General features: G+C 72.2%; 18 protein-coding genes and 1 tRNA gene. 8 read left to right on the forward strand and 11 right to left on the reverse strand.

The features are described 5' to 3' along the window. Nucleotides 1–83: 83 nt before the first annotated feature. The 5 genes from ACWH4W_RS05745 to ACWH4W_RS05765 form a co-directional block, all read right to left on the reverse strand. Nucleotides 84–173: transfer RNA gene (locus ACWH4W_RS05745), tRNA-Ala, on the reverse strand. A 325-nt stretch (nt 174–498) separates the two neighbouring features. Continuing rightward, on the reverse strand, nt 499–1,218 hold the full coding sequence (locus tag ACWH4W_RS05750) for an ABC transporter permease subunit (RefSeq protein WP_473074723.1): 720 nt from the start codon (nt 1,216–1,218) through the stop codon (nt 499–501). Nucleotides 1,219–1,227: 9 nt separating this feature from the next. Then, on the reverse strand, nt 1,228–2,139 hold the full coding sequence (locus ACWH4W_RS05755) for an ABC transporter ATP-binding protein (RefSeq protein ID WP_037640554.1): 912 nt from the start codon (nt 2,137–2,139) through the stop codon (nt 1,228–1,230). Then, a complete protein-coding gene (locus ACWH4W_RS05760; RefSeq protein WP_473074724.1) occupies nt 2,136–3,050 on the reverse strand; it encodes an ABC transporter permease in 915 nt (304 codons plus the stop codon). The genes ACWH4W_RS05755 and ACWH4W_RS05760 overlap by 4 nt, the downstream gene beginning before the upstream one ends. Then, nucleotides 3,040–4,008 (reverse strand): ABC transporter ATP-binding protein, encoded by a 969-nt coding sequence (locus tag ACWH4W_RS05765; protein ID WP_473074725.1) that lies wholly within the window; start codon nt 4,006–4,008, stop codon nt 3,040–3,042. The genes ACWH4W_RS05760 and ACWH4W_RS05765 overlap by 11 nt, the downstream gene beginning before the upstream one ends. A gap of 172 nt (nt 4,009–4,180) precedes the next feature. On the opposite strand from ACWH4W_RS05765, the gene ACWH4W_RS05770 reads away from it, so the two are divergent. The 4 genes from ACWH4W_RS05770 to ACWH4W_RS05785 all read left to right on the forward strand — a co-directional run bounded on the left by ACWH4W_RS05770 (nt 4,181) and on the right by ACWH4W_RS05785 (nt 8,873). Next, nucleotides 4,181–5,938: an SDR family oxidoreductase gene (locus ACWH4W_RS05770; protein ID WP_473074726.1), complete on the forward strand. Its 1,758-nt coding sequence runs from the start codon at nt 4,181–4,183 to the stop codon at nt 5,936–5,938. A 181-nt stretch (nt 5,939–6,119) separates the two neighbouring features. Then, entirely contained in the window at nt 6,120–6,668 is a 549-nt protein-coding gene (locus ACWH4W_RS05775; protein ID WP_473074727.1) for an RNA 2'-phosphotransferase, read from the forward strand. Between the two features lie 310 nt (nt 6,669–6,978). Continuing rightward, entirely contained in the window at nt 6,979–7,881 is a 903-nt protein-coding gene (locus ACWH4W_RS05780) for an LLM class flavin-dependent oxidoreductase (RefSeq protein ID WP_473074728.1), read from the forward strand. 98 nt (nt 7,882–7,979) lie between these two features. Beyond that, nucleotides 7,980–8,873 carry an HAD hydrolase family protein gene (locus tag ACWH4W_RS05785; protein ID WP_473074729.1) on the forward strand — a complete coding sequence of 298 codons (894 nt, stop codon included), beginning with the start codon at nt 7,980–7,982 and terminating at the stop codon, nt 8,871–8,873. 24 nt (nt 8,874–8,897) lie between these two features. On the opposite strand, the gene ACWH4W_RS05790 is transcribed toward ACWH4W_RS05785, so the two are convergent. From ACWH4W_RS05790 to hisC, 5 genes are all read right to left on the reverse strand, one after another. Next, complete coding sequence (locus ACWH4W_RS05790) at nt 8,898–9,950, reverse strand: M23 family metallopeptidase (protein ID WP_473074730.1); 1,053 nt, start codon at nt 9,948–9,950, stop codon at nt 8,898–8,900. 457 nt (nt 9,951–10,407) lie between these two features. After that, nucleotides 10,408–13,917: a thiol reductant ABC exporter subunit CydD gene (gene cydD / locus ACWH4W_RS05795; protein ID WP_473074731.1), complete on the reverse strand. Its 3,510-nt coding sequence runs from the start codon at nt 13,915–13,917 to the stop codon at nt 10,408–10,410. 12 nt (nt 13,918–13,929) lie between these two features. Continuing rightward, a complete protein-coding gene (gene cydB, locus ACWH4W_RS05800; RefSeq protein ID WP_473074732.1) occupies nt 13,930–14,934 on the reverse strand; it encodes a cytochrome d ubiquinol oxidase subunit II in 1,005 nt (334 codons plus the stop codon). A 20-nt stretch (nt 14,935–14,954) separates the two neighbouring features. Beyond that, entirely contained in the window at nt 14,955–16,460 is a 1,506-nt protein-coding gene (locus ACWH4W_RS05805) for a cytochrome ubiquinol oxidase subunit I (protein WP_473074733.1), read from the reverse strand. Between the two features lie 262 nt (nt 16,461–16,722). After that, the gene (gene hisC / locus ACWH4W_RS05810) at nt 16,723–17,802 is read right to left on the reverse strand and encodes a histidinol-phosphate transaminase (RefSeq protein ID WP_473074734.1); all 1,080 of its coding nucleotides are present in this window, start codon (nt 17,800–17,802) and stop codon (nt 16,723–16,725) included. 438 nt (nt 17,803–18,240) lie between these two features. On the opposite strand from hisC, the gene ACWH4W_RS05815 reads away from it, so the two are divergent. From ACWH4W_RS05815 to ACWH4W_RS05825, 3 genes are all read left to right on the forward strand, one after another. Continuing rightward, nucleotides 18,241–19,353: a LacI family DNA-binding transcriptional regulator gene (locus tag ACWH4W_RS05815; protein ID WP_290002169.1), complete on the forward strand. Its 1,113-nt coding sequence runs from the start codon at nt 18,241–18,243 to the stop codon at nt 19,351–19,353. Between the two features lie 819 nt (nt 19,354–20,172). Next, on the forward strand, nt 20,173–21,264 hold the full coding sequence (locus ACWH4W_RS05820; RefSeq protein WP_473074735.1) for a metallophosphoesterase: 1,092 nt from the start codon (nt 20,173–20,175) through the stop codon (nt 21,262–21,264). Between the two features lie 183 nt (nt 21,265–21,447). Then, nucleotides 21,448–22,317: a hypothetical protein gene (locus tag ACWH4W_RS05825; RefSeq protein ID WP_473074736.1), complete on the forward strand. Its 870-nt coding sequence runs from the start codon at nt 21,448–21,450 to the stop codon at nt 22,315–22,317. Nucleotides 22,318–22,380: 63 nt separating this feature from the next. Here ACWH4W_RS05825 and ACWH4W_RS05830 read toward each other — a convergent pair whose 3' ends face one another. Next, nucleotides 22,381–23,781, reverse strand: coding sequence for a VWA domain-containing protein (locus tag ACWH4W_RS05830; RefSeq protein WP_473074737.1), 1,401 nt, complete (start codon nt 23,779–23,781; stop codon nt 22,381–22,383). A gap of 279 nt (nt 23,782–24,060) precedes the next feature. On the opposite strand from ACWH4W_RS05830, the gene ACWH4W_RS05835 reads away from it, so the two are divergent. Further along, the gene (locus ACWH4W_RS05835) at nt 24,061–24,417 is read left to right on the forward strand and encodes a hypothetical protein (RefSeq protein ID WP_473074738.1); all 357 of its coding nucleotides are present in this window, start codon (nt 24,061–24,063) and stop codon (nt 24,415–24,417) included. Nucleotides 24,418–24,752: the final 335 nt, after the last annotated feature.

The following is a 24,752-nucleotide window of genomic DNA, read 5'->3' on the forward strand; positions in this document are numbered from 1 at the left end:
CTACGGCGTTCGGCGTTCGGCGTTCGGCGTTCGGCGTTCGGCGTTCGGCGTTCGGCGTTCGGCGTTCGGCGTTCGGCGTTCGGCGGAGGATGCACGGATCGAACGTGCGCGGGCTTTTCGGGCCCGACCGCGGCTTGAGCCAAGCCGGTGCCTTACCACTCGGCCAATCCTCCGGGTGGGCGGCCCGCGCGCCCTCATGTGCGCGCGCTCGAAGCGGCCGCCCCGGGCAGGTCCTCGGGGGACTCGACGGAGCAGTAGGGATTACTCCGGAGTCCGCCGCGGGCCGCCCCGACGGGAGCGGGACGTCCTGCCGTGCATGGGCATGGTCCCACTCCTCTCCCGGCTCAGGGTCGCCGGACGTTCCCGGCGATGCGGACACCTCACTGTGCCCGGCCGGACATGTCCCGCGCCACCGAATAAAACGACCGGAGACGGACGGCGAAGGGCGGTGCCGCCCGTGAGCGGCACCGCCCTCGCGCTCCTCGGGGGAGGCGCCCCTCACTCCTCGCCGGCGAGCGTCAGCGTGCGCAGCTTCCGGCCGGCGTACCAGGTGGCCAGCACCGTGACGGCGACCAGCGCGACCGTCGCCGTGGTCAGGCCCACGTCCGAGGTGACCAGCTCGCCGCCCGTCACCTTCTCCGCCACGGCGAGGGACCACTGCTGGACGCTCAGCGTGCGCGCGCCGGGCACCAGGGAGCCGAACAGCGCCTCCCAGATCAGTGCGTACACCAGGCCGAAGACCACCGCGTGCCGCGAGACCGTGCCGAGCAGCAGGAACAGCGCCGCGTAGGCGATCGAGGCGACCAGGGCGGCCACCGTGTAGGCGACCGCGACCTGCCGGCCGTTGCCGTTGAGGACGAAACCCGCGATCAGCGTCGGCACCGCGGAGAACACCATGGTGACGGCGACGGCGACGATCAGCTTGGTGTAGATGATCACCGGCCGCTTGATCGGCTTGGACAGCAGGTACACCACCGAGCCGTCGTCGATCTCCGGGCCGATCGCGCCGGTGCCCGCGATGACGCCGATGATCGGCACCATGGTGGCGAGCGCCAGGCCGCCGAGGACGTCGGCGGCGGTCTGGTCGTCGGCGCCGGCGAGGGCGCGCACCGCCAGGGAGATCACGAGGAGCAGCAGGGGCAGTGCGCCCAGGATGAGGGCCCGGCGACGGCCGAGCAGGGCCCGGTAGGTGAGCCGGGCGACTGTGGGGTCGTACATCAGGGCCTCCTACGCCGCGACCAGGTACGAGAACACGGACTCGAGGGACTCGTCGGACGGCGAGACCGTGAGCAGGCGGATGCCGTGCTCCCTCGCGACCTTCGGCAGCAGCGCGGTGAAGCGGCCGAAGTCGACGGCCTGGATGCGCAGGGCGCCCTCGGTGACGTCCACCTCGATGCCGGACGTGGACGGGTCGGCGATCAGCGCGGCCGCGAGGGCGCGGTCGTCGCTGGAGCGGACCAGGTAGCGGTGCGGGCGGTCCGTCATCAGGCGGCGGATCCGGCGGAAGTCGCCGCTGGCCGCGTGCCGGCCGGCGACGACGACCTCGATGTGCCAGGCGAGCTGCTCGACCTCTTCGAGGATGTGGGAGGAGAACAGCACGGTGCGGCCCTCGTCTCCCATCCGCCGCAACAGGTCCATCAGCTGCATGCGCTGGCGCGGGTCCATGCCGTTGAACGGCTCGTCCAGCAGGAGCAGCGACGGGTCGTGGACCAGCGCGGAGGCCATCTTCACCCGCTGCCGCATGCCCTTGGAGTAGGTGGCGATCTTGCGGTCCTGCGCGTACTCCATCTCCACCGTGGCGAGCGCCTTCTGGGCGGCCTTGGCGCCCAGGCCGTGCAGCTCGGCGTTGGCGAGGACGAACTCGCGGCCGGTGAGGAAGTCGTACATCGCCTCGCGCTCGGGGACGATGCCGATGTGCCGGTAGATCTTCTCGTTCCGCCACACCTGCTCGCCGTCGAGGGTGACGGTGCCGGTGGAGGGGGCGAGGAAGCCGCCCATCATGTTGATCAGGGTGGACTTGCCGGCGCCGTTGGGGCCGAGCAGGCCGGTGACGCCGGGGCCGATGGTCATGGTGACGTCGTTGACGGCGACCACGTTGCCGAACCAGCGGGAGACGTGGTCGATGCTGAGGGTTGTCACAGGCCCACCTTCTTGTAGCGGCGCATCAGGAGGCCGTAGCTGGCGGCGATCAGGCCGAGGGTGAACAGGACGTAGACGAGGCCCTCCGCGCGGGTCGGGCCCACACCTCCCGGGAAGACCGAGGTCGCGCCCAGGAAGGCGGACTGGACACCGTCGATGAGGGTGATCGGCGAGAACAGGCCGATCCAGGCGATGCCGTCACCGCTGTTCTGGACCTCCGCGATCGCCTGGAGGGTGGAGACCGCGCCGTAGGAGATGGTCAGGACGGCGATCACGGCGGCGATGCCGAAGCCGCGGCGCGGCGTGACCGACGCGATGACCAGGCCGATGCCGGCGAAGAGCAGCGAGAGCAGGGCCACGGACACCAGTCCCTGAGCGAATCCCTTGGTCTGGTCGGTGAAGTCGAGCTTGGCCAGCAGCGCCCCGACGTACAGCACCAGCAGCGGCGCCGCGGTCAGGATGAACAGGGCGGAGGCCAGTGCGGCGTACTTGGCGCGGACGTAGTCGGCGGTCTCGATGGGCCGCGAGAAGTACAGCGGCACCGTCTTGAAGCGCAGATCGCGGGAGACCGACTGGGGCGCCTGCGAGGCGACGTACAGGCTGATGACCGCCTGCATGACGATCGCGTAGCGCGTGTAGTCGAGCGGCAGGTCCTTCGCCTTGGTGGCGACCGCGACGGCCACCATGATCGCGGCGGGCAGGCACATCACCACGAACAGCAGCATCGGCAGCACCTTGGACTTCACCGAACGGCCGAGGCCGTAGGCGCCGCGCAGGGACTGCGAGTACAGCGACAGCCTGGCGTACGAACGGCCGAGGCGCGGTCCGTCGTAGGCGCGGTAACCGATGTTGTGGATACGGGTGTCACCCGACGGGGTGGCTGGTGCCTGCGGGGACTGCTCAGCCGCCATGACCGACCGCCTCCTTCCGCTGCGCGTCGTCCGCGTCGTTCGTGAAGACCTCGGCGATCTGGTGCCGCCGCTGTTCCATGCGCACCAGGCCGAGGCCCAGGTCCGCGATCACGTCCCGGACCAGGTCGTAGGTGTCCTCGCCCTGCGCGGTGAGCAGCAGGATGTGCCCGGCGCCCGGCAGTCCGCCGCCGTCCTGGACGGTCACCCCGCGCGCGTGGAGCGCCTCGCGCACCGCGCGGGTGCCGTCGGGGTGCTCGTCGGTGTCGGTGACCTCGATCGCGAGGGTCGTGGTGGTCTGCGTGAAGTCCCGGGTGGAGCTGGAGCGCAGCAGCTTGCCGCCGTCCACCACGACGACGTGGTCGCAGGTGCGTTCCAGCTCGCCCAGCAGGTGGGAGGTGACCAGGACCGAGATGCCGAAGTCGGAGTGGATACGGCGGATGAGGCCGAGCATCTCGTCGCGGCCGACCGGGTCGAGACCGTTGGTCGGCTCGTCCAGGAAGACCAGCCGCGGGTCGTGCACCAGGGCCTGCGCGAGCTTCACCCGCTGCTTCATGCCGGTCGAGTAGCCGCCGATGGGGCGGTAGCGCTCCTCGTACAGGCCGACGTGGCGCAGGGTGTCCGCGGTGCGCTCCCGGGCCGCGGTGGCCGGCAGTCCGGACATGCGCGCCATGTGGACGACGAACTCGGTGGCCGAGACGTCCGGGGGGAGGCAGTCGTGCTCGGGCATGTAGCCGACCCGCTCCCGGATGGCGGCGCCCTCGGTGGCGACGTCGAGTCCGAGCACTTCGGCGCGGCCCTCCGTGGCGGGGGACAGACCCAGCAGGATCTTGATCAATGTGGACTTGCCGGCCCCGTTGGCTCCGACGAGTCCGGTCACACCGGGCCCGACGTCCACGGAGAGCCGGTCAAGCGCGGTCACCCGGGGGAACCGCTTGCTCAGGCTTTCGGTCGCGATCACAGTCACCTCCATGACGGTAGTGACCCGTACCACCGCGGTCGTCAGACCGCGGGGTCGTCCTGGGGTCCCCCTGGAGTCGTACGCGCCCGTAGGGGACACCCTGCTGGAGAGTTATGCACAGCTCGGGGTCCGCTGTTGACGGGGTGTCCGAAGAGCTGCGAGATTCGCCGGTGTGACGGGACTCGAGGGTGCGCGGGAGCGGCGGGTGCGGACCGGCGGGGTCGAGCTGTGCGTGGCCGAGCTGGGCGACCCGGAGCGCCCCACGGTCGTCCTGGTGCACGGCTACCCGGACAGCAAGGAGGTGTGGTCGCGGGTCGCGCCGCGCCTCGCCGGGCGGTTCCACGTGGTGGCCTACGACGTCCGCGGGCACGGCCGGTCGACGGCGCCGCGTCCGCTGCGCGGCGGGTTCACGCTGGAGAAGCTGACGGACGACTTCCTGGCCGTGGCGGACGCGGTGAGCCCGGACCGGCCGGTGCACCTGGTGGGGCACGACTGGGGCTCGGTGCAGGGGTGGGAGTTCGTCACGGTGCCGCGTGCAGGGGAGCGGATCGCGTCGTTCACCTCGGTCTCGGGTCCCTCGCTGGACCACTTCGGACACTGGATCGACCGCCGCGTGACCCGGCCGACCCCGCGCCGGACGGTGCAGCTGCTGGGCCAGGGCGCCCGGTCCTGGTACGTCTACGCGCTGCACACCCCCGTACTGCCCGAGCTGGCCTGGCGCGGGCCGCTCGGCCGGCGCTGGCCCCGGCTGCTGGAGCGCATGGAGCGGGCGCCCGGCGACGGCTACCCGACGGCGTCCCTGCCGTCGGACGCCGCGCACGGCGCCTGGCTCTACCGGGACAACGTGCGGCCGCGACTGCGCGATCCGCGCCCCGACGCCTTCGCGCACGTGCCCGTGCAGCTCGTCACACCGCTGGGGGACCGGTTCCTCTCGGCGCGGCTCCACGACGGTCTGGAGCGGTGGGCGCCCCGGCTGACCCGGCGCACCCTGTCCTCGGGCCACTGGGTGCCGCGCAGCCGCCCCGACCTGCTGGCCACCTGGATCACCGACTTCGTGACGTCCGTGGAGGACGGGCGGCCCGAGGGGCGGGCCCGGGGCCGGCACGCCGACCGGTTCGGTGGGCGGCTGGTGCTGGTGACGGGCGCGGGGAGCGGCATCGGACGGGCCACCGCACTGGCGTTCGCCGAGGCGGGCGCGCGGGTGGTGGCGGTCGACCGGGACGCCGACGCGGCGCTCCGCACCGCCGGGGAGGCCCGTGCGCGCGGCGCCGTGGACGCCTGGGCGGAGACGGCGGACGTGGCCGACGAGCGGGCCGTGGAGAAGCTCGCCGAGCGGGTCACCGCCGCGCACGGGGTGGTGGACGTGCTGGTGAACAACGCGGGCGTCGGCCTGGGCGGTTCCTTCCTCGACACCACGACGGAGGACTGGAAGCGGGTCCTCGACGTCAACCTGTGGGGCGTGATCCACGGCTGTCTGTACTTCGGGAGGCGGATGGCGGAGCGCGGACAGGGCGGCCACATCGTCAACGTGGCGTCCGCGGCCGCGTTCCAGCCGTCGAGGTCGCTGCCCGCCTACGGGGCGTCCAAGGCGGCGGTACTGATGCTCAGCGAGTCCCTGCGGGCCGACCTGGCGGAGCGGGGGATCGGCGTGACGGCGGTGTGCCCGGGGTTCGTCACCACGGGGATCGCCTCCACCGCGCGCTTCGCCGGCACGGACGCGGCGGAGGAGCGGCGCAGGCGGCGGAAGGCGGCCCGGCTGTACCGGCTGCGGAACTACCCGCCGGAGAAGGTCGCCGCCGCGGTCCTGCGGGCGGTGGTGCGTGACGAGGCGGTCGTGCCGGTCACCCCGGAGGCGCGGACCGCGTACGCGCTGGCACGCTGGCTGCCGGGGGCCGCGCGGAGGATCGCGCGGGTGAGACCGCCGGTGTGACCGTCTGCCGGGCGTGACCGTCTGCCAGGTATGCCCGGTGCGACCGGTCCGCCCTGTGCAAGGCGGTCCGGTTGTCCACAGAATCCCACGCTCGGCTGTGGATAACCTCACTTGTCTGTGGATCAAACCTTCGGACATAAACCGTTCGCGTGATGCGCGTCTCTCTCGGCAGTCTGAACAGATGGACGAAAGACGCATCGTGCGGGTGTCGAAGTACCTCGCCAAGCACCTGCGCCACCAGCCCGGGAGGATCGGGCTGATCCCCGACGCGGCCGGCTGGGTCGAGATCGACGCGCTGATCGACGCGGCGGCGGAGCACGGCTTCCCGGTCACCCGGGAGGAGCTGGACCACGTCGTCACCGCCGACGACAAACGGCGTTTCGCCGTCGAGGGCACCCGGATCCGCGCCAGTCAGGGACACACCATCCCCGTGGACCTCCGGCTGCCGCCCGCCGTCCCGCCGGCCTGGCTCTACCACGGCACCGTCGCCCGGAACCTGGAGGCGATCCGCGCCGAGGGCCTGCGGCCGATGAGCCGGCACGCCGTGCACCTCTCCGCCGACCGCGAGACCGCCACCCGCGTCGGCGCCCGCCGGGGCCGGCCGGTGGTGCTGCCGGTCGACGCGGGCGCCATGCACCGCGACGGCCATGTCTTCCGCGTCAGCGCCAACGGCGTCTGGCTGACCGAGGCCGTCCCGACCCGTTATCTGCGCTTCGCCGAGGGCCGGTAGGCCGTGCTCGACGGCATGGAGCGTCTGCCCCCACCGAGGCCGGCGTCCCCGCTCTCCGTGCCCTCGCCGACCGGTGCGGACGCGAGAGCGAGGCCACCGACGACATCGGCGCCGTCCACGGCGGTTCCTCCGTGCCGTCTCCTCGTCGCGCCGCTCCCGGGGGCCGGCCGCACAAGGAGTCGATCCCGAGGACCGTCCGTGGCTGAACGCTCGGGTGCGGTGCCGGGCGAGCCCCCCGGGGGAACGGGCGCCCTCACGAGTGAGGGGTGCGTTTCACGTGAAACCGGACGCGCCGCTTAGGCTCAGTGGCATGAGCCTGCGCCTGAGCACCGTGATCCTCCCGTACCGCCGCTGGCACGAGGGCAGCCGTTCCGCCTGGGTGCGGGCCGAGGAACTCGGCTTCCACGCGGGCTACACCTACGATCACCTGTCCTGGCGCAGCTTCCGCGACGGCCCCTGGTTCGGCGCCGTCCCGACGCTCACCGCCGCCGCGGGCGTGACCGAGCGGATGCGTCTGGGCACGCTGGTGACCTCGCCGAACTTCCGGCACCCGGTCACCCTCGCCAAGGAGCTCATCTCCCTCGACGACATCTCCGGCGGCCGGGTCACCCTCGGCATCGGCGCGGGCGGCACCGGATTCGACGCCACCGCCCTCGGCCAGGAACCGTGGACCCCGCGCGAGCGCGCCGACCGCTTCGCCGAGTTCGTTCCCCTGCTGGACCGGCTGCTCACCGAGGACACGGTGTCGTACGAGGGCGACTTCTACGCGGCGCACGAGGCGCGCAACATCCCCGGCTGTGTCCAGCGGCCCCGGCTGCCGTTCGCCGTGGCGGCGACCGGCCCGCGCGGACTGCGGCTCGCCGCCCGCCACGGGCAGGCGTGGGTGACCACCGGCGACCCGAAGCTGTACGAGAGCGGCACGCCCGAGCAGTCGGTTCAGGCCATTCGCCGCCAGGCGGAGAAGCTCGCCGACGCCTGCGCCGAGCTCGGCCGGGACGTCACCGAACTGGACAAGATCCTGCTCACCGGCTTCACCCCGGACCGGGGCCGTCCGCTGGAGTCCCTGGAGGCGTTCGTCGACTTCGCCGGCCGCCACATCGAGCTGGGATTCACCGAGATCGTGCTGCACTGGCCCATCCCCGACTCCGACTTCGCGGCGGACCAGAAGGTCTTCGAACGGATCGCGATGGAGGCCCCGGCGCAGCTGCGGTGAGCGAGGACGGGTGCCGCTCTTCCGAGGCGGAGCGAGAAGCCGCTGGTGACATCGGTAATCACTCAGATGTGCGGAGTCCCGCACGGCCGTGCGGGCATATGCGGGACAATGGCGGGGTGACCTCAGCGATCCGAGAGCCCGAGACCCCGGCCGCCACCACCCCACCGCGGCTCATCGCCACCGACCTCGACGGCACCCTGCTCCGCGACGACAAGTCGGTGTCCCCGCGGACCGTCGCGGCCCTCGCCGCCGCCGAGGAGGCGGGCATCGAGGTCTTCTTCGTCACCGGCCGCCCGGCCCGCTGGATGGACGTGGTCAGCGACCACGTGCACGGCCACGGCCTCGCCATCTGCGGCAACGGCGCCGCCGTCGTCGACCTGCACGGCGGTCCGGGCACGCACCGCTTCGTCAAGGTGCGCGAGCTGCCCCGCCGCAACGCCCTGGACGCGGTGGGCCTGCTGCGCGACGCCGCCCCGGGCACGGTGTACGCCGTGGAGCAGACCTACGGCTTCCACCAGGAGCCGGCGTACCCGAAGCTGCACATGGAGACACCGGACAGGCTGGCGCCCGCCGAGGAGCTGCTGGCCCCGGACTCCCCCACCGGCGCCGAACCGGTGCTGAAGATCCTCGCGTACCACCCCGAGATGGAGCCGGACGCGTTCCTCACCCTGGCCCGGCTCGCCATCGGCGACCGCGCCACCGTGACCCGCTCCAGCCCGAGCGCCCTGTTGGAGATCAGCGGGCCCGGCGTCTCCAAGGCGAGCACCCTCGCGCTGTGCTGCGCCGAGCGCGGCATCTCGCACGAGGAGGTCGTCGCCTTCGGGGACATGCCGAACGACGTCGAGATGCTGACCTGGGCGGGCCGCTCCTACGCGATGGGCAACGCCCACCCGGACGCGCTCGCCGCGGCCTCGGGCCGCACGGTCGCCAACAACGACGACGGCGTGGCCGTGGTGATCGAGCAGCTGCTGGACGAGCGGACGCAGGCGTAACGCGTCTGCGGCTCACGGGTCCGGTCAGAGGGTCACCCCGCGTCGGGCCAGCCACGACACCGGGTCCACCGACGACCCCGTCTCCGGCGTCACCCGCACCTCGAAGTGCAGGTGCGGTCCGGTGGAGTTGCCGCTGGTCCCGGACTGGCCGATCCACTGGCCGGGGGACACCTGCTCCCCCTGGTCGACGGCGACGGCGGCCAGGTGCGCGTACTGGGTGTGGTAGCCGCCGGCGTGCTCGACCACGATCTCGATGCCGAACGCGCCGCCACAGGACACCTTCACCACCTTGCCGCTGCCCACGGCCCGCACCGGCGTCCCGATCGGCACCGCGAAGTCCTGCCCGGTGTGCCGGTTCGCCCAGCGCACGCCGCCGCTGCCGTAGGAGGCGGACAGCTCGTACGTCTCCACGGGAGCCACCCAGGGAGTGGTGTACCGCGCCGTCGGCTGGTCGAGCCGGACGGCGCCGCGGCAGGAGCCCGCCGTCACCGAGGCGTCCGCCTCGCCCTGGAGCTTCCAGCGCGCGGTCTCGAGCTTCTGCTCGATGTCCCGCCTCAGCGCGGCGAGTTCCTCGTTCCGCTTCTCCAGCTTCTTCCAGGCCGCCGCGGCCTTCGCCTCGTCCCGGGCGAGCCGCGCCTCCGCCCGCCGGCTGCGGCCCAGTGCCTGGTCCAACGTCACCTCGGCCTGCCGCACCACGCGCTGACCGCGCATCAGCTGCTCCGGGTCGTCCGCGAGGAGCATGTGCGCGGTGAGCGGCAACCCGCCACCGTCCCGGTACTGGGAGCTGGCGATCCGGCCCAGGTCCTCGCGGAGTCCTGCGACCTCCTGCCGTTCGCGGTCGAGCCGCTCCTCCAGCCGCTGCGCCAGGTCCCGCTGCTCCTCGGCCTCCTCGCGTCCGGTCTCGTACCGTTCGGTGGCCTTCGCCGCCTCCTCGTACAGCCGCGCCACCTCGGCGCTGACGGAGGAGGGGCCGTGGCCCGGAGCGTGGGGTCCGTCGCCGTCGGCGGGCCGGGCGGCGAGCACGGCGAGCGCGCAGAACAGCACGGCGACAAGCAGCGGACGGCGGGTGAGACGCATGCCAGCGATCCTGACCGCGCACCGGGGCGGGAGGCGCGTTCAGGTCGTACAGATGGGGGAGGACACACCCCCGGACGGACGCTTCGGCCGTCGCCCGGGAGCGTGGTGGCACTGACGACACGTCAACCCCCAGCCCGCGCAGCCCCCGTCGAGATGCGAACCGCGGCCCAGACACTTCTCGGATCACGTGCCTGATGCCCGTGCGCCTGCGGTGGTCCGAGTGGCTCGGTGATCCTTGCAGGGCGCAAGCAACGGGCTGCGGACCGAGGGCTCGCGCATGTCCCGCACGCGCTCCGGCGCGTGGAGCGTGCGTGACCCCACGCACGCGATGCGCAGACGTGCTGACCTGGCTGCTCGCCGGCGTCGCCCACCTCGTGGGCCGGCTCGTCCGGCGTGCCGCAGGGGGCCGCCTCGACACACCGTCGAGGCGGCCCCCTCTCGCGTGCGCGGATGCCCGTCAGGACGCCGCCACCAGGGCTCCCGCCGCCTCCTCCCGCAGCGCCGTGTCCCGCAACGGCCCGTCGACGGCGAGCAGTTCCGCGTACGGCCCGCGCTGCACCACTCGCCCCGCGTCCAGCACGATCACCTCGTCCACCGCCTCCAGGCCGGCCAGCCGATGGGTGACGAGGACGGTCGTGCGGCCCTCGGTGGCGGCCAGCAGGTCCGCTGTGAGCGCGTCCGCGGTCGGCAGGTCGAGGTGCTCGGCGGGCTCGTCCAGCACCAGTACGGGGAAGTCCGCCAGCAGCGCCCGGGCCAGCGCGAGCCGCTGCCGCTGACCACCGGACAGCCGCGCGCCGTGCTCACCGACGAACGTGCCCAGCCCGTCCGGCAGTCCGTCCGCCCAGTCCAGCAGCCGGGCCCGGCCGAGCGCGTCGCGCAGGTCGGCCTCGGTCGCGTCCTTCCGGGCCAGCAGCAGGTTCTCCCGGATCGAGCTGTTGAACAGGTGTGCGTCCTGCGCGCACAGCCCGACCATGCGCCGTACGTCGTCCCCGTCCATGGCGCGGGCGTCCACACCCGCGAGCGTGTAGGAGCCGGCGCCGGGGTCCAGGAACCGTAGCAGCACCTGGGCGAGGGTGGTCTTGCCGGAGCCGGAGGGCCCGACCACCGCGACGCGGCGGCCCCGCTCCAGGGTGAGATCCACCCCGGCGAGCGCGTCCCGCTCCTGCCCGGAGTGGCGGGCCGTCAACCCCTTGAGGACGAGCGGGAACGGCGAGAGCGGAGCCGGCCGGGGCGTCTCCGGCTCACGCACGGGCGCCGCGGCGTCCAGCACCTCGTACACGCGCTCCGCGCTGCGGCGCACCCGCTGCCGGTGCTGCACGGCGAGCGGCATGCCGAGGACCGCCTCGAACGCGGCCAGCGGGGTGAGGACCACCACGGCCAGGGCCACGCCGTCGAGCCGGCCGGAGGTCACGCCCTGCACACCGACGAGGGCGGCGGCCGTCACGGTCAGGCCGGAGATCAGCGCCGTGAGCCCGTCGCCGAGGCCGGTGGCGGCGGCGGACCGCGAGGCGATGCGGGTCAGGACGCCGTCGGCCCGCCGCGTCCCCTCCGACCGTGCGGGCAGCGCCCCGGCGACGGTCAGCTCGGCGGTGCCGGTCAGCAGGTCGGTCACCCGGGTGGCGAGGACGCCGCGGGCCGGTGCCAGCCTGCGCTCGGTGCGCCGCGCCACGGCGCCGGTGAGCAGCGGGACGCCCGCGCCCGCCGCCAGCAGCCCGGCCGCGAGCACGGCGCCGGCCTCGGGCAGCAGCCACGCGGTGAAGCCGACGGACAGGGCGGACACGGCGACGGCGGCGCCGGCGGGGAGCAGCCAGCGCAGCCAGTAGTCCTGGAGCGCGTCCACGTCGGAGACCAGCCGGGTCAGCAGGTCGCCCCGGCGGGCGCCGCGCAGCCCGGCGGGTGCGAGCCGTTCCAGCCGCCGGTAGACCGCGACGCGGGTGTCGGCCAGCGTGCGCAGCACGGCGTCGTGGGACACCAGCCGCTCGGCGTAGCGGAACACGGCCCGGCCGATGCCGAAGGCGCGCGTCGCGGTGACGGCCATCATCAGGTACAGCACCGGTGGCTGCTGCGAGGCGCGGGAGATGAGCCAACCGGACGTCGCCATGAGGCCGACGGCGCTGCCCAGGGCGAGCGTGCCGAGGAGCAGCGCGAGCGTGGTCCTCCCCCGCCGGGCGCCGGACAGGGCACGGACCCGGGCGAGCACCCCGCCGGGAGCGGGCTCGGCGGGGGTGTCGGGAACCGTCTCCGGCTCGGAGTCCTTCTCGCATACGGGGCCCGGTGTCACGGGGGCGTCCGTCCGAGCGGCGGCGGTCGCCCCGCCCGCGTCCCCGTCGTGAGCGGTGGGCGCCGTCAGCCTGACCACCCGGTCGGCGACGGCGAGCAGCGCCGGGCGGTGCACCACGAGGAGCACCGTCCGGCCTTCCGCCAGCCGCCGCACCGCCGCCACGACCTCGGCCTCCGTGGCACCGTCGAGGGCGGCCGTCGGCTCGTCGAGGAGCAGCACGGGCCGGTCCGCGAGGAAGGCCCGGGCCAGCGCGAGCCGCTGCCGCTGTCCGGCCGAGAGGCCCGCCCCGTCCTCGCCCAGCACCGTGTCGGCGCCCTCGGGCAGCGCGTCCACGAAGTCCAGCGCGCCCGCGTCCCGCAGCGCACGCCGCACCGCCGCGTCGTCCGCGTCGGAACGGGCCAGCCGTACGTTCTCCGCGATCGTCCCGGCGTGGAGATGCGGACGCTGCGGCACCCAGGCGACACGGCGGTGCCAGTCGGCGAGGTCGAGTCCACCGAGGTCGGCGCCGCCGATGCTCACCCGGCCCGCGTCGGGGCGGACGAAGCCCAGCGCCACGTTGAGCAGGGTGGACTTGCCGGACCCGCTCGGTCCGACGAGCGCGACCGTCTCTCCGGGGGCGACGGTGAAGGACACGTCCGTCACCGCGTCCGCGGACCGGCCGGGGTAGCGGACCGTCACGTTCTCGAAGGCGACGGCGCCCTGCGGCACCGCGCTCTTCCCCGCCGCGGGCGCGGGCGTCTCGAGCACCGTGAAGATCTCCTCGGCCGCCCCGAGCCCTTCCGCGGCCGCGTGGTACTGCGTCCCGACCTGACGCAGCGGCAGGTACGCCTCCGGGGCCAGGATCAGGATGAGCAGCCCCGTGTAGAGGTCCAGTTCGCCGTAGACCAGGCGCATGCCGATGGTCACGGCGACCAGTGCGACCGAGAGGGTGGCGAGGAGTTCCAGCGCGAAGGACGAGATGAAGGCGATCCGCAGCGTCCGCATGGTCGCCCGCCGGTATTCGGCGGTGATCCTGCGGATCGACTCGGCCTGCGCCTTGGCCCGGCCGAAGACCTTCAGCGTCGGCAGCCCGGCGACCACGTCCAGGAAATGGCCGGACAGCCGGGAGAGCAGCAGCCACTGACGGTCCATCCGGTTCTGCGTGGCCCAGCCGATCAGCACCATGAAGACGGGGATGAGCGGCAGGGTGCCGACGATGATCGCCGCCGACACCCACTCCTCGGTGACGATCCGCGCCAGCACGGCGGCCGGTACGACCACCGCGAGCCCCAGCTGGGGAAGGTACCGGGAGAAATAACCGTCGAGGGCGTCGACGCCCCGGGTCGCCAGGGTGACCAGCGACCCGGTGCGCTGTCCGTCGAGCCACCCCGGTCCCAGTGCCGTCGCCCGGTCCAGCAACCGCCCCCGCAGCTCCGACTTCACGGCGGCGCTCGCCCGGTGCGCGGCCAGTTCGGTCAGCCAGCCGACCAGGCCGCGGCCGGCCGCCACCGCGACGAGCAGCAGCAGCGGCGTGCGCAGCTCACCGACGGACCGGCCGTCCTGGAAGGAGGAGACCACGATCTCGGCGATGAGCATGGCCTGGGCGACGACCAGCCCCGCGCCGACGGCCCCGAGGCCGACGACCGCTGCCAGGAAGCCCCGGGTGGCACGCGCGTACCGGAGGAGGCGGGGGTCGATTGGTTTCACGTGAAACACACCTCAGTGCACGGGATCGGCGATGTGCTGGGTGCCGATCCGCTTGCGGAAGACCCAGTAGGTCCAGCCCTGGTAGAGCAGCACCAGCGGGGTGGCGATGGCGGCGAGCCAGGTCATGATCTTCAGGGTGTACGGGGCGGACGAGGCGTTGGTGACGGTCAGGCTCCACTCGGGGTCCAGCGTGGAGGGCATGACGTTCGGGAACAGCGTCAGGAAGAGCATGGCCACCGCGGCCACGATCGTGACGCCGGACAGGGTGAACGACCATCCCTCGCGCCCCGCCTGGTTGGCCACCAGGGCGGCGATCAGCGAGGCGACCGCCACACCGAGCGCGACCAGGCTGACGCCGTCACCGCGTTCGGCCTGCGTCCACAGCAGGAAGGCCGATGCCAGCGCGGCGGTGACGAGCCCCACCTTCAGGGCCAGCTTCCGTGCCCGCTCCCGGATCTCCCCGACCGTCTTGAGGGCCGTGAACACCGTGCCGTGGAAGGTGAACAGGGTCAGCGTGACCAGACCGCCCAGCAGGGCGTAGGGGTTGAGCAGGTCCCAGACGGTGCCCACGTACTCGAAGTCGGCGTCGAGCTTGACCCCGCGCACGATGTTGCCGAAGGCGACGCCCCACAGGAACGCCGGGAGCAGCGAGGTCCAGAAGATCGCCGTCTCCCAGTTGCGCTGCCAGCTCTCCTCCGGCCGCTTGGCCCGGTACTCGAAGGCGACACCGCGGACGATCAGGCAGACCAGGATGGCCAGCAACGGCAGGTAGAAGCCGGAGAAGAGGGTGGCGTACCACTCGGGGAAGGCGGCGAAGGTCGCGCCGCCGGCCGTGAGCAGCCAGACCTCGTTGCCGTCCCACACCGGCCCGATGGTGTTGATGAGCACCCGCTTCTCGGCCCGGTCGCGGGCCAGCAGCCGGGTCAGGACGCCGACCCCGAAGTCGAAGCCCTCGAGGAAGAAGTAGCCGGTCCACAGGACCGCGATCAGGACGAACCAGACGTCGTGCAGTTCCATGACAGTGCAGCTCCCTCGGCCTAGTACGAGAAGGCCATCGGCTTGTCGGCGTCACGGACGTCGCCGCCGAACTTCGTGGGCGGGTTGAGGTCGGAGTCGCTCAGCTCGGGCGGCCCGGCCTTGACGTACTTGACGAGCAGCTTGACCTCGATGACGGCCAGCACGGCGTAGAGCAGGGTGAAGACGGTCATCGAGGTGATGACCTCGGCCTGTGACACGCCGGGGGAAACCGCGTCCTCGGTGCGCATCACGCCGTAGACGACCCAGGGCTGACGGCCCATCTCGGTGAAGATCCAGCCCCAGGCGTTGGCGATCAGCGGGAAGGCCATGGTCCACACCGCGGTCAGCCAGTACAGCCGCGTCAGCCGGGAGCCGAGCGGCTGCTTCAGCAGCACCAGACGCGGCACCTCGTCCTCGCCGGTGCGGTACGCGGCCGGCAGCAGGAACTTCTTCCGGGTGAGCCACAGCCCGAGCAGACCCACCGAGAAGGAGGCCATGCCGAACCCGATCATCCAGCGGAAGCCCCAGTAGGCGACGGGCACGATGGGCTTGTAGTCGCCGGGTCCGAATTCCTCCTGCAGTGCCTCGTTGGTGTCGTTGATGCCGGGCACGTACGACTCGAAGTCGCTGTGGGCGAGGAAGGACAGCAGGCCGGGGATCTCCAGGGCGACCTTGTTGTGCCCCTCGTCGACGTCGCCGTAGGCGAAGACGGAGAAGGGCGCGGGTCCCTCGCCGTCCCAGAGGGCCTCGGCGGCGGCCATCTTCATCGGCTGCTGCTCGTACATGACCTTGCCGAGGGTGTCGCCGCTGACCGCGGTGAACAGTCCGCCGACCGCCAGGGTGACCAGCCCGAGCCGCAGCGAGGTGCGCATCACCGGGATGTGCTTCTTGCGCAGCAGGTGGAAGGCCGCGATGCCGACCATGAAGGCGCCGCCGGTGAGGAAGGCCGCCGAGAAGCTGTGGAAGACCTGGTTGAGCGTGGTGTTCTGGGTGAGCACCAGCCAGAAGTCGGTGAGCTCGGCGCGGCCCTTCTCCTCGTTGATCCGGTAGCCGACCGGGTGCTGCATCCAGGAGTTGGCGGCGAGGATGAAGTACGCCGACAGCAGCGTGCCGATCGAGACCATCCAGATGCAGGCCAGGTGGATCTTCTTCGGCAGCCGGTCCCAGCCGAAGATCCACAGTCCGATGAAGGTGGACTCGAAGAAGAAGGCGATCAGCGCCTCGAAGGCGAGCGGCGCCCCGAAGACGTCACCGACGAACCGCGAGTAGTCGGACCAGTTCATGCCGAACTGGAACTCCTGCACGATGCCGGTGACGACGCCCATCGCGATGTTGATCAGGAAGAGCTTGCCCCAGAACTTCGTCGCCCTGAGGTACTTCTCCTTCTCCGTCCGCACCCAGGCGGTCTGCAGCCCGGCGACGAGGGCGGCGAGCGAGATCGTCAGGGGGACGAAGAGGAAGTGGTAGACGGTGGTGATTCCGAACTGCCATCGCGCCAGGGTCTCCGGCGCCAGAGCCAGATCCACGTCGTCGCTCCTTACTTCGCCGTGGTGCAGCAGCCGCGCAGGGCCCGCTCCGCCCCCAGCCATCTCGGGAGAAACAGGATGCGCTTGTGAACGCGTTCACATTCACAAGCAATTATGACGTACCGCTTTTACGACCCGGGAGGGGGGTCGGTGTGATGTCGATCCCTTTGCCGGAGATGCCCGGGCGCGGGGACGAACCCGCCTCGGACACGACGAGGGGCGGCCGGCGGATCAACCGCCGGCCGCCCCTCGCATCCGCGGGTCAGCCCCGGGTACGGAACTCCTCGGCCACCTTCAGGAAGAGGTCGTTCGCCTCCGTCTCGCCGACGGTGACCCGTACCCCCTCGTCCGGGAACGGCCGGACGACCACACCGGCCTGCTCGCACGCCTGCGCGAACGGTACGGTGCGCTCCCCCAGCCGCAGCCACACGAAGTTGGCCTGGGACTCGGGTACCGTCCAGCCCTGGGCACGCAGCCCGTCCATCACCCGGTTCCGCTCGCACACCAGGGAGCCGACCCGGCCGATCAGCTCGTCCTCGGCCCGCAGCGAGGCGATCGCGGCCTCCTGGGCGATCTGGCTCACACCGAACGGCACCGCCGTCTTGCGCAGCGCCGCGGCCACCGGCTCGTGGGCGATGGCGAAACCGACGCGCAACCCGGCGAGACCGTACGCCTTGGAGAAGGTGCGCAGCACGCAGACATTGGGCCGCTCCCGGTAGAACTCCACGCCGTCCGGCACCTCGGGGTCGCGGATGAACTCGCGGTAGGCCTCGTCCAGCACCACCAGGACGTCACCGGGCACCCGGTCGAGGAAGCGCTCCAGCTCGGCCCGGCGCACCACGGTGCCGGTCGGGTTGTTGGGGTTGCAGACGAAGATCAGCCGGGTCCGGTCGGTGATCGCGTCGGCCATCGCGTCCAGGTCGTGCACGTCCCCCTCGGTCAGCGGGACCTGCACGGACGTGGCGCCGCTGATCTGCGTGATGATCGGGTAGGCCTCGAAGGAGCGCCAGGCGTAGATCACCTCGTCGCCGGGGCCGGAGGTGGCCTGCAGCAGCTGCTGGGCGACGCCGACCGAGCCGGTGCCCGTGGCCAGGTGGGACACCGGGACCCCGAAGCGCTCGGACAGCTCGGCCGTCAGGGCGGTGCAGGCCATGTCCGGGTAGCGGTTGAAGGAGGAGGCCGCGGCCGTCACGGTCTCCATCACGCCCGGCAGCGGCGGGTAGGGGTTCTCGTTGGAGGACAGCTTGTACGCCACCGGCCCGTCGGCCGCGGCGGGCTTGCCCGGCTTGTAGGTGGGGATCCCTTCCAGCTCGGCGCGCAGCTTGGGGCTCGTCTCGCTCACCGCAGTCCTCCTCGCGAAGACCGGCGGCCCATGACCGCCGCCGACATCCAATACTCCTCACCTTATGAGGATTCGGCGTCGCTGCGTATAGGGGCGACGACGGCTCCTGCCTTCCCGTCCGTCACACGGACAACGCGGGCGACATCGCCCGTACGGGTGCGAAGGGCGTGCGCGTCAGGGGCGCGCCGCACATATATCTATGCGCCGGTGGTTCGCGCCGTGGCGCGCATCACCCGTGCAGGTGAGTTGAGACCTCTTCGCAACATCGCACCCTCGCCAGGCGCGCACGCACAGACACGTCAGGGACTGGCATGGGAACGTTCAACACCCATGGTTTCTTAGGCGATTGACATTAAATGATCATGCAGAAACGTGCCTGTCGATGCATGCATATGCGTCCGCCCTACCCCACCGCATGAGCCCTACTATCGGCTCGCCATGACAGCAGCAGGGAAGCACCAGGTGAGCCGCGCGGAAACCTCACGCCGAGGCAGCCGGCCGGGTCGAGCGGGCATCAGGGACGTGGCCGCCGCCGCCGGAGTCTCCATCACGACCGTCTCCGACGCCCTCAACGGCAAGGGCCGGCTCCCGGACGCCACCCGGCGCCACGTCCGCGAGGTGGCCGACAGACTGGGGTACCGCCCCTCGGCCGCCGCCCGAACACTCCGCACCGGGAAGTCCGGACTCATCGGCCTGACCGTGACGACGTACGGGGATGAACCTTTCACCTTCACCGAGTTCGCGTACTTCGCCGAGATGGCGCGGGCCGCCACCTCCGCCGCGCTCGCCCGCGGCTACGCCCTCGTCATCCTGCCCGCGACCTCCCGCCACGACGTGTGGTCCAACGTCGCCCTGGACGGCACGGTGGTCATCGACCCCTCCGACCAGGACCCGGTGGTCGGCGAACTGGTCCGCCAGGGCTTACCCGTCGTCTCCGACGGCCGCCCGGCCGGCTCCCTGCCGGTCACGGCCTGGGTCGACAACGACCACGAGGCCGCCGTGCTCGGCATCCTCGACCACCTCGCCGACGCCGGCGCCCGCCGCATCGGCCTGCTGACCGGCACCACCACCGACACGTACACCCACCTGTCGACCACCGCGTACCTGCACTGGTGCGAGCGGGTGGGGCAGGACCCGGTGTACGAGGCGTACCCCGCGCACGACCCGTGCGCGGGCGCCGTCGCCGCCGACCGGCTGCTCGCCCGCCCGGACCGCCCCGACGCGGTCTACGGACTCTTCGACCCCAACGGCACCGACCTGCTCGCCGCGGCCCGCCGCTACGGGCTGCGGGTGCCCGACGACCTGCTCCTCGTCTGCTGCAGCGAGTCCACGGTCTACGCCAGCACCGAGCCGCCCGTCACCACGCTCTCCCTGAAACCGCGCCGCATCGGCACGGCCGTGGTGCAACTGCTGATCGACGCCATCGAGGGGGTCGACTCCGACCAGCCGGTCGAGCAGGTGATACCGACCGAGCTGATCGTGCGCACGTCCTCGCAGCGCCGGCCGCCCCGCACGACGGTCAGCCCGCCGAGGTCGCCGCAGGGGACGTGAACACCCGGGGCACGATGGGCCGGACGACCAGGGGGAACGCCCCGCTTCCGGAGGGGTGAAGCGAGGCGGAACCCGGCCCGCTCGGGGCTCCCGGGAGGACACGGACCGGCCGTCCGGCGGGACGGTCCGGTCACCGGTGGTGGATGCGTGGATGCGCGGTGACGCGCCGCGGGGACGGGAATGACGAGGGGACGGCCGGACGGCAGGTCAGGGCACCGGGTTGCCGGAGCGGGGAGCCGCACGACCGGCCACTGCCGGTTCCGGGTGGCCCGGGTGCTGGACGCACGACGACCGGCCGGTCACGGGGACGGGGACACGGGGAACGTGGGACAGGGGTGGGGGCGGCAGGGGCTGCCCAGAACCGGAACCAGGGCGCTCGACCGGTGCCGGAACGAGCCGGGAACCGTGAGCAGGGCGCCTGACCGGACACGGAACGTCCGGGAACCGGACGCAGAGCACCCGACCGCACACGGGGCGAGCCGGAAACCGGAAGCAGGACGACCGGCAGGGGCACGCCAACGGGTCCCGGAACCGGAATCCGAACCACCGGCCGGTCGCCGTGCGAAGCCCGACCGGGGGTTCGTCGGGCGTTCAGGGGGCTTTCGGGGGGCGTCCGGGGGACGGCCGCACGCCGGGGAGGAACGTGTTCCGAGCGGCCGGAGACCACCGCAAACGGGGCGAAAGCCGCAGCGAACCGGAGTCTTGTTCTGATTCACCACCCCTGGGTCATCACACGGCGCGATCCGCATTCCTATGATGGGCCCACGACACCGCGGGCCGCTGCGACCAGGCAGTCCGACGCGGTGCAGATGCGGCGCGATGGTGGAGGGGTCGATGACTCAGGGGGCCGGTCAGGGACCCGAGGCGGAGCGGACGGCGACGTTGCGCGACTTCCGGGTGCCCGCGTACGTCCACGAGACCGGTCCGTACGTCCACAGCACGCACCCCGGTGACGTCGTCCCGCCGACCGAGGAGGCGTACCCGGACGGGTACACGCCGACCCAGCGGGACCTCCCCGTCATCAACCGGGGCGACACGGTCCAGGTGACCGTCGACCCCGTGGCCGCGCCCGCCCCGCAGCCCGCCACCGGCAAGGGCCCGCTGTACGTGGTCGGTGACGTCCACGGCTACCTGGACGAGCTCGTGGCCGCCCTCCAGGAACAGGGCCTCATCGACTCCGCGGGCAAGTGGTGCGCCGGCACCGCGCGCCTGTGGTTCCTCGGCGACTTCACCGACCGCGGCCCGGACGGCATCGGCGTCATCGACCTGGTGATGCGGCTGTCCGCCGAGGCCGCCGCGGCCGGCGGCTACTGCAAGGCGCTCATGGGCAACCACGAACTGCTGCTGCTCGGCGCCAAACGGTTCGGCGACACGCCCGTCAACTCGGGCGCGGGCACCGCCACCTTCCAGGCGGCCTGGCTGCTCAACGGCGGCCAGAAGACCGACATGGACCGCCTCCAGGACCACCACCTGCAGTGGATGGCCCGCCTCGACGCCGTCGAGGAGGTCGACGGCCATCTGCTGCTGCACTCGGACACCACCGCCTACCTCGACTACGGCCGGTCGATCGAAGAGGTCAACGACACGATCCGCGAGACCCTCACCCGCAACGACGCCGACGAGGTCTGGGACCTGTTCCGCAAGTTCACCAAGCGGTTCTCCTTCCGCGACGAGGGCGGCGCCGACGCGGTGCGCTCCCTGCTCGATACGTACGGCGGCACCCGGGTCGTTCACGGACACAGCCCGATCCCGTATCTGCTGGGCGAGGTCGGCTCCGAGGACGGCGAGGACGACAACGGCCCCGCGGTGGCCGAACCGCACGTGTACGCCGACGGACTCGCCATCGCGATGGACGGCGGTGTGACGATGGCCGGGAAACTGCTGGTAAGGCAGTTGCCGCTGTCCAACTGAGAGCCTCGCGGGCCGTGTTGCGGCGGCCCGCGACCGCATCCCGGGGACGGCAATTTCCGTAAACCCCCTGTCACCGCGCGCCGTCACCGCTCTACCATCGGCTTATCCGTAGCAGGCTCCCCTCCGTTTCTGCCCGACGGCTCGTCAGCATGCCGAGCCCCAAGCCCTACGGAGCATCGGGGGATGCACATGAACAGCGTTCCGCAGCACCTGCTGAGCGAGGACCGCCAGGACTACGAGCGGATTCTCGATGAGGCGCTGCGCTCCGCACCGCACAGCCCGCAGCCGGCCGCTGTGGGACAGCGGCTCACCTCGGAGCAGCTGCGCACGATGGCGCTGAACGCCACCGCGCTCATCAGCGCGGCCGCGGCGACGGAGTACCAGCACTACGTGAAGGTCCGCGAGGAGGCCCGTCGGCCGCCCTCGGTCACCCCGGACGTGCGCGACTCCGGCAGCGGCGAGCCGGGGAGCACCGGCGCGGCGGGGTTCGCCGCGCCGATGGGCGAGGTGGCCGAGGCCACCGGAGCAGGGGCGGCGGCCGTCGTCGCCGTCCTGGCGCCGGTCCTGGCCGGGACCGCCGCCGCGATATTCCTGCTCGTCGGTTTCGTCCTGCGGACGCTCGACCCCGGCAACGACTTCGCCCGGACGATGCTCACCACCGGCTGGGTGTTCGGCGCGGTCACGGCCGTCGCCATCCTCGTCGCCGGAGCGGGACTGCTGCTCACCGCGCTGCGCAACAAGCCCTCGGCGCTCGGCGGGACGTACCGGGAGCTCGACGAGGAGGTGGCCCAGGCCAGGGAGGCCTGGCGCGAAGCGCTGCTGGAACGGGGCATCCTGCCGTTCCTGCGGGAGGCGCTCCAGGGTCCGGCGGGAACCACGGCGCCGCAGCGCACGGCGCCGCCCGCGTCGGCCGGCCGCATCCCGCACCTGGGGTACGACCGGCCGGGCTTCTCCAGCCCCGAGGACGGGGTGAACCGGGGAAGCCGGCCCAGCTACTCCAGCCCGGACTACTCGAGCCCCGCCTTCGGGGGTCCGGAACACCAGCCGGAATAGCCGCCACGGCCGCGCGACGAGGGCGCACGCCGGGGCGCCGGCACACGTCCCGGGGGGCGGGCGTCAGAGGATGCCCGCCCCGCGCGCCGCCCTGACCCACTGCGGGAACTCGGACAGCAGCCGGTCGTACAGCTCCGCGTCCGGGACCGTGCTGATGTCGTCGACGGAGAAGAAGCCGACGTTGTCGACGCGTCGCCCGGTCAGCGTGTCGAACCGCTCCAGCACGCCGTAGTCGGCGTGCCCCAGCCCCACGAACTGCCAGAACACGGGCTCCTCGACCGCCTCACGCAGCTGTGCCTCGATCTCGGCGTTGCGGTAGACCCCGCCGTCGGAGAAGAACAGCACGAGCGTGGGGTCGGACGTCGGGTGCTCGCGCACGTACGCGCGCACCTCCGCGATGACTTTCTGCTCCTCGTTCTGGATGCCGACGTCGCGCATGTCGACCTGGCTCGGATCGAGGCCCTTCTTGCGCCTGCGCCGGAACAGGGCGATCTCCCCCACGCGGACGTGCAGCCGCAGCCACTCGGGAAGCTCGCCGAGCCGCAGGTCGGGCAGCCGGGCCGGGTGGGTGGCGAACGTCCAGGCCTGCATCTCCCCGTCGTCGTCCAGCTGGGCGGCGACCGCGGCCATCCGCTCGACGACGTCGGTCACGACGCCCTTGGAGTACAGGAAGGACATGGACCCGGATGCGTCCAGCACGAGGATCACCCGCGCGGTGATCTCGGCGGCCCCGTGCTTGCGCAGGCTGACCGCGACCTGCTCCTTGCGCAGGGACAGCCGCTTGCGCATGTCGACGGGCAGCCGCTCCTCACCCTTGGCAAGGCGGGTGGCGCCGGACGGGGGCGGTGCGGAGGGAGCGGGGGCGACGGGCGGGGACGGCGGAGGCGCGGCTGCGGCTGCGGCTGCGGCTGCGGCTGCGGGCGCCTGGCCGGGATCGTCGACGGTGATGCCGAAGTCCGTGGCGAGTCCGGCGAGGCCGGACTCGTACCCCTGCCCGACCGCGCGGAACTTCCACGTACCCTGCCGCCGGTACAGCTCACCGCCGATGAAGGCGGTCTCGGAGCCCGCCGCCATGTCGAAGCGGGCGAGCTCGGTGTCCGAGCCGGCGTCCACGAGCCTGAGCGTCAGCCCGGGCGCCTGGCCGAAGGTGCCGCCGTCGGCCGACGCCCCGAGCACGATCCGCTCGATCGCCGGCTCCACGGAGCGCAGGTCCACCTCGACGGTGTCGGCGGCAGCCCCGTCGGCCTGCCGCTTGCCCAGGTGCCGCACGGCCCCGGAGGCGTGGCGGGGCTGGTTGTAGAAGACGAAGTCCGCGTCGTCGCGCACCCGTCCGGCCGCGGTGAGCAGCAGGGCCGACGCGTCGAGGTCGGGCACACCGGGCCCCGCCGCCCAGGCGAGCTCGGCCCGCACCACGGGAGTCTCGACGGGACAGTTGGACCCCTTGCTCATCGCCCTCGCAGCCATGACCCCAGTCTGCCCACTCCCACCAGGAACCACGAGGTGACCCACGGCACGGCTCCGGGCACGTCTTCGCATCCGTGATCGAAAAACACCTGCCCGCCGCCGCGCACCTCGCTACGGTCGGCTCCTCCGTTCCACAGCGGTCTGGGAGGACTCGTGCGCGCACACAGACGTCGGCTGACGTCGGCAGCCGTGGCAGCCACCACCGGAGTGCTTCTGGCGGCGGGGTGCTCCCCCGCGCAGAAGCCCGAAGCCGTGGCCAAAGCGCCGACGCCGGCACCGATGACCACAGCGCAGCTCGCCCGGGCCGCCTTGGAGGGCGAGGCGGAGGAGCGCTTCACCGAGGTCGAAAAGGCGCTCACCGCTTGCCACGCGTACGAGGGCGAGGGCTACGTGGGCCCCTTCAGGTCGACGGTGCGCCCCGAACGAGCACCGAAGGCCGGGGACGAGACGGTGGCGTTCCGGTCGATCACCCCCGTGGATCCGAAGGCGGGCGACCGCAACGAACACACGGTCGTCGTCCGCACGGGCGACACCATCGCCACGTTCTCCGAACTCGGCATAGGAACGGACCGTCACTTCCCCACCGCTCTGATCACCCTCCAGACCAACCACCTGCGAGACGCCCAACGTCCCTGAGGCAGCCGGACCAACGGCCATCGCCCGCCGTCGTACCGGGACGACACAGTGAAGCCCCATGAACGTCGAACGGTTCCGGACCGCGGCGCAGCCACCAGTTCGTGGAGTTCCGTCTCGAAGCTCAGTCTCGCCTCATGCCCGGGAACTGAACTCCCCGCCTGCGCGACTCACCGACGACCATGCCCCTCACGCGCACGACCGTACGAGCGCCCACCGCCAGGCACCCACCCGGTTCCTCCAGGAGGAACCCGCGCCGTCCCCCTTCCCGGAGCAGCGCGGGTCCACGGGCGAGGACCGGGGCGGCTCCGCTCAGCGACGGAACCACCCGGGCACCC

Source organism: Streptomyces sp. DSM 120436 (genome assembly GCF_055778765.1).

What these genes read in the sequence shown, in the direction of transcription:
- ACWH4W_RS05830 (WP_473074737.1), bottom strand. Translation starts at nt 23,781, where the DNA reads ATGGCTGCGAGGGCGATGAGCAAGGGGTCCAACTGTCCCGTCGAGACT.
- ACWH4W_RS05820 (WP_473074735.1), top strand. Translation starts at nt 20,173, where the DNA reads ATGGTGGAGGGGTCGATGACTCAGGGGGCCGGTCAGGGACCCGAGGCG.
- ACWH4W_RS05815 (WP_290002169.1), top strand. Translation starts at nt 18,241, where the DNA reads ATGACAGCAGCAGGGAAGCACCAGGTGAGCCGCGCGGAAACCTCACGC.
- ACWH4W_RS05775 (WP_473074727.1), top strand. Translation starts at nt 6,120, where the DNA reads ATGGACGAAAGACGCATCGTGCGGGTGTCGAAGTACCTCGCCAAGCAC.
- ACWH4W_RS05780 (WP_473074728.1), top strand. Translation starts at nt 6,979, where the DNA reads ATGAGCCTGCGCCTGAGCACCGTGATCCTCCCGTACCGCCGCTGGCAC.
- ACWH4W_RS05790 (WP_473074730.1), bottom strand. Translation starts at nt 9,950, where the DNA reads ATGCGTCTCACCCGCCGTCCGCTGCTTGTCGCCGTGCTGTTCTGCGCG.
- ACWH4W_RS05825 (WP_473074736.1), top strand. Translation starts at nt 21,448, where the DNA reads ATGCACATGAACAGCGTTCCGCAGCACCTGCTGAGCGAGGACCGCCAG.
- ACWH4W_RS05760 (WP_473074724.1), bottom strand. Translation starts at nt 3,050, where the DNA reads ATGGCGGCTGAGCAGTCCCCGCAGGCACCAGCCACCCCGTCGGGTGAC.
- ACWH4W_RS05835 (WP_473074738.1), top strand. Translation starts at nt 24,061, where the DNA reads ATGACCACAGCGCAGCTCGCCCGGGCCGCCTTGGAGGGCGAGGCGGAG.
- ACWH4W_RS05750 (WP_473074723.1), bottom strand. Translation starts at nt 1,218, where the DNA reads ATGTACGACCCCACAGTCGCCCGGCTCACCTACCGGGCCCTGCTCGGC.
- cydB (WP_473074732.1), bottom strand. Translation starts at nt 14,934, where the DNA reads ATGGAACTGCACGACGTCTGGTTCGTCCTGATCGCGGTCCTGTGGACC.
- ACWH4W_RS05785 (WP_473074729.1), top strand. Translation starts at nt 7,980, where the DNA reads ATGCGGGACAATGGCGGGGTGACCTCAGCGATCCGAGAGCCCGAGACC.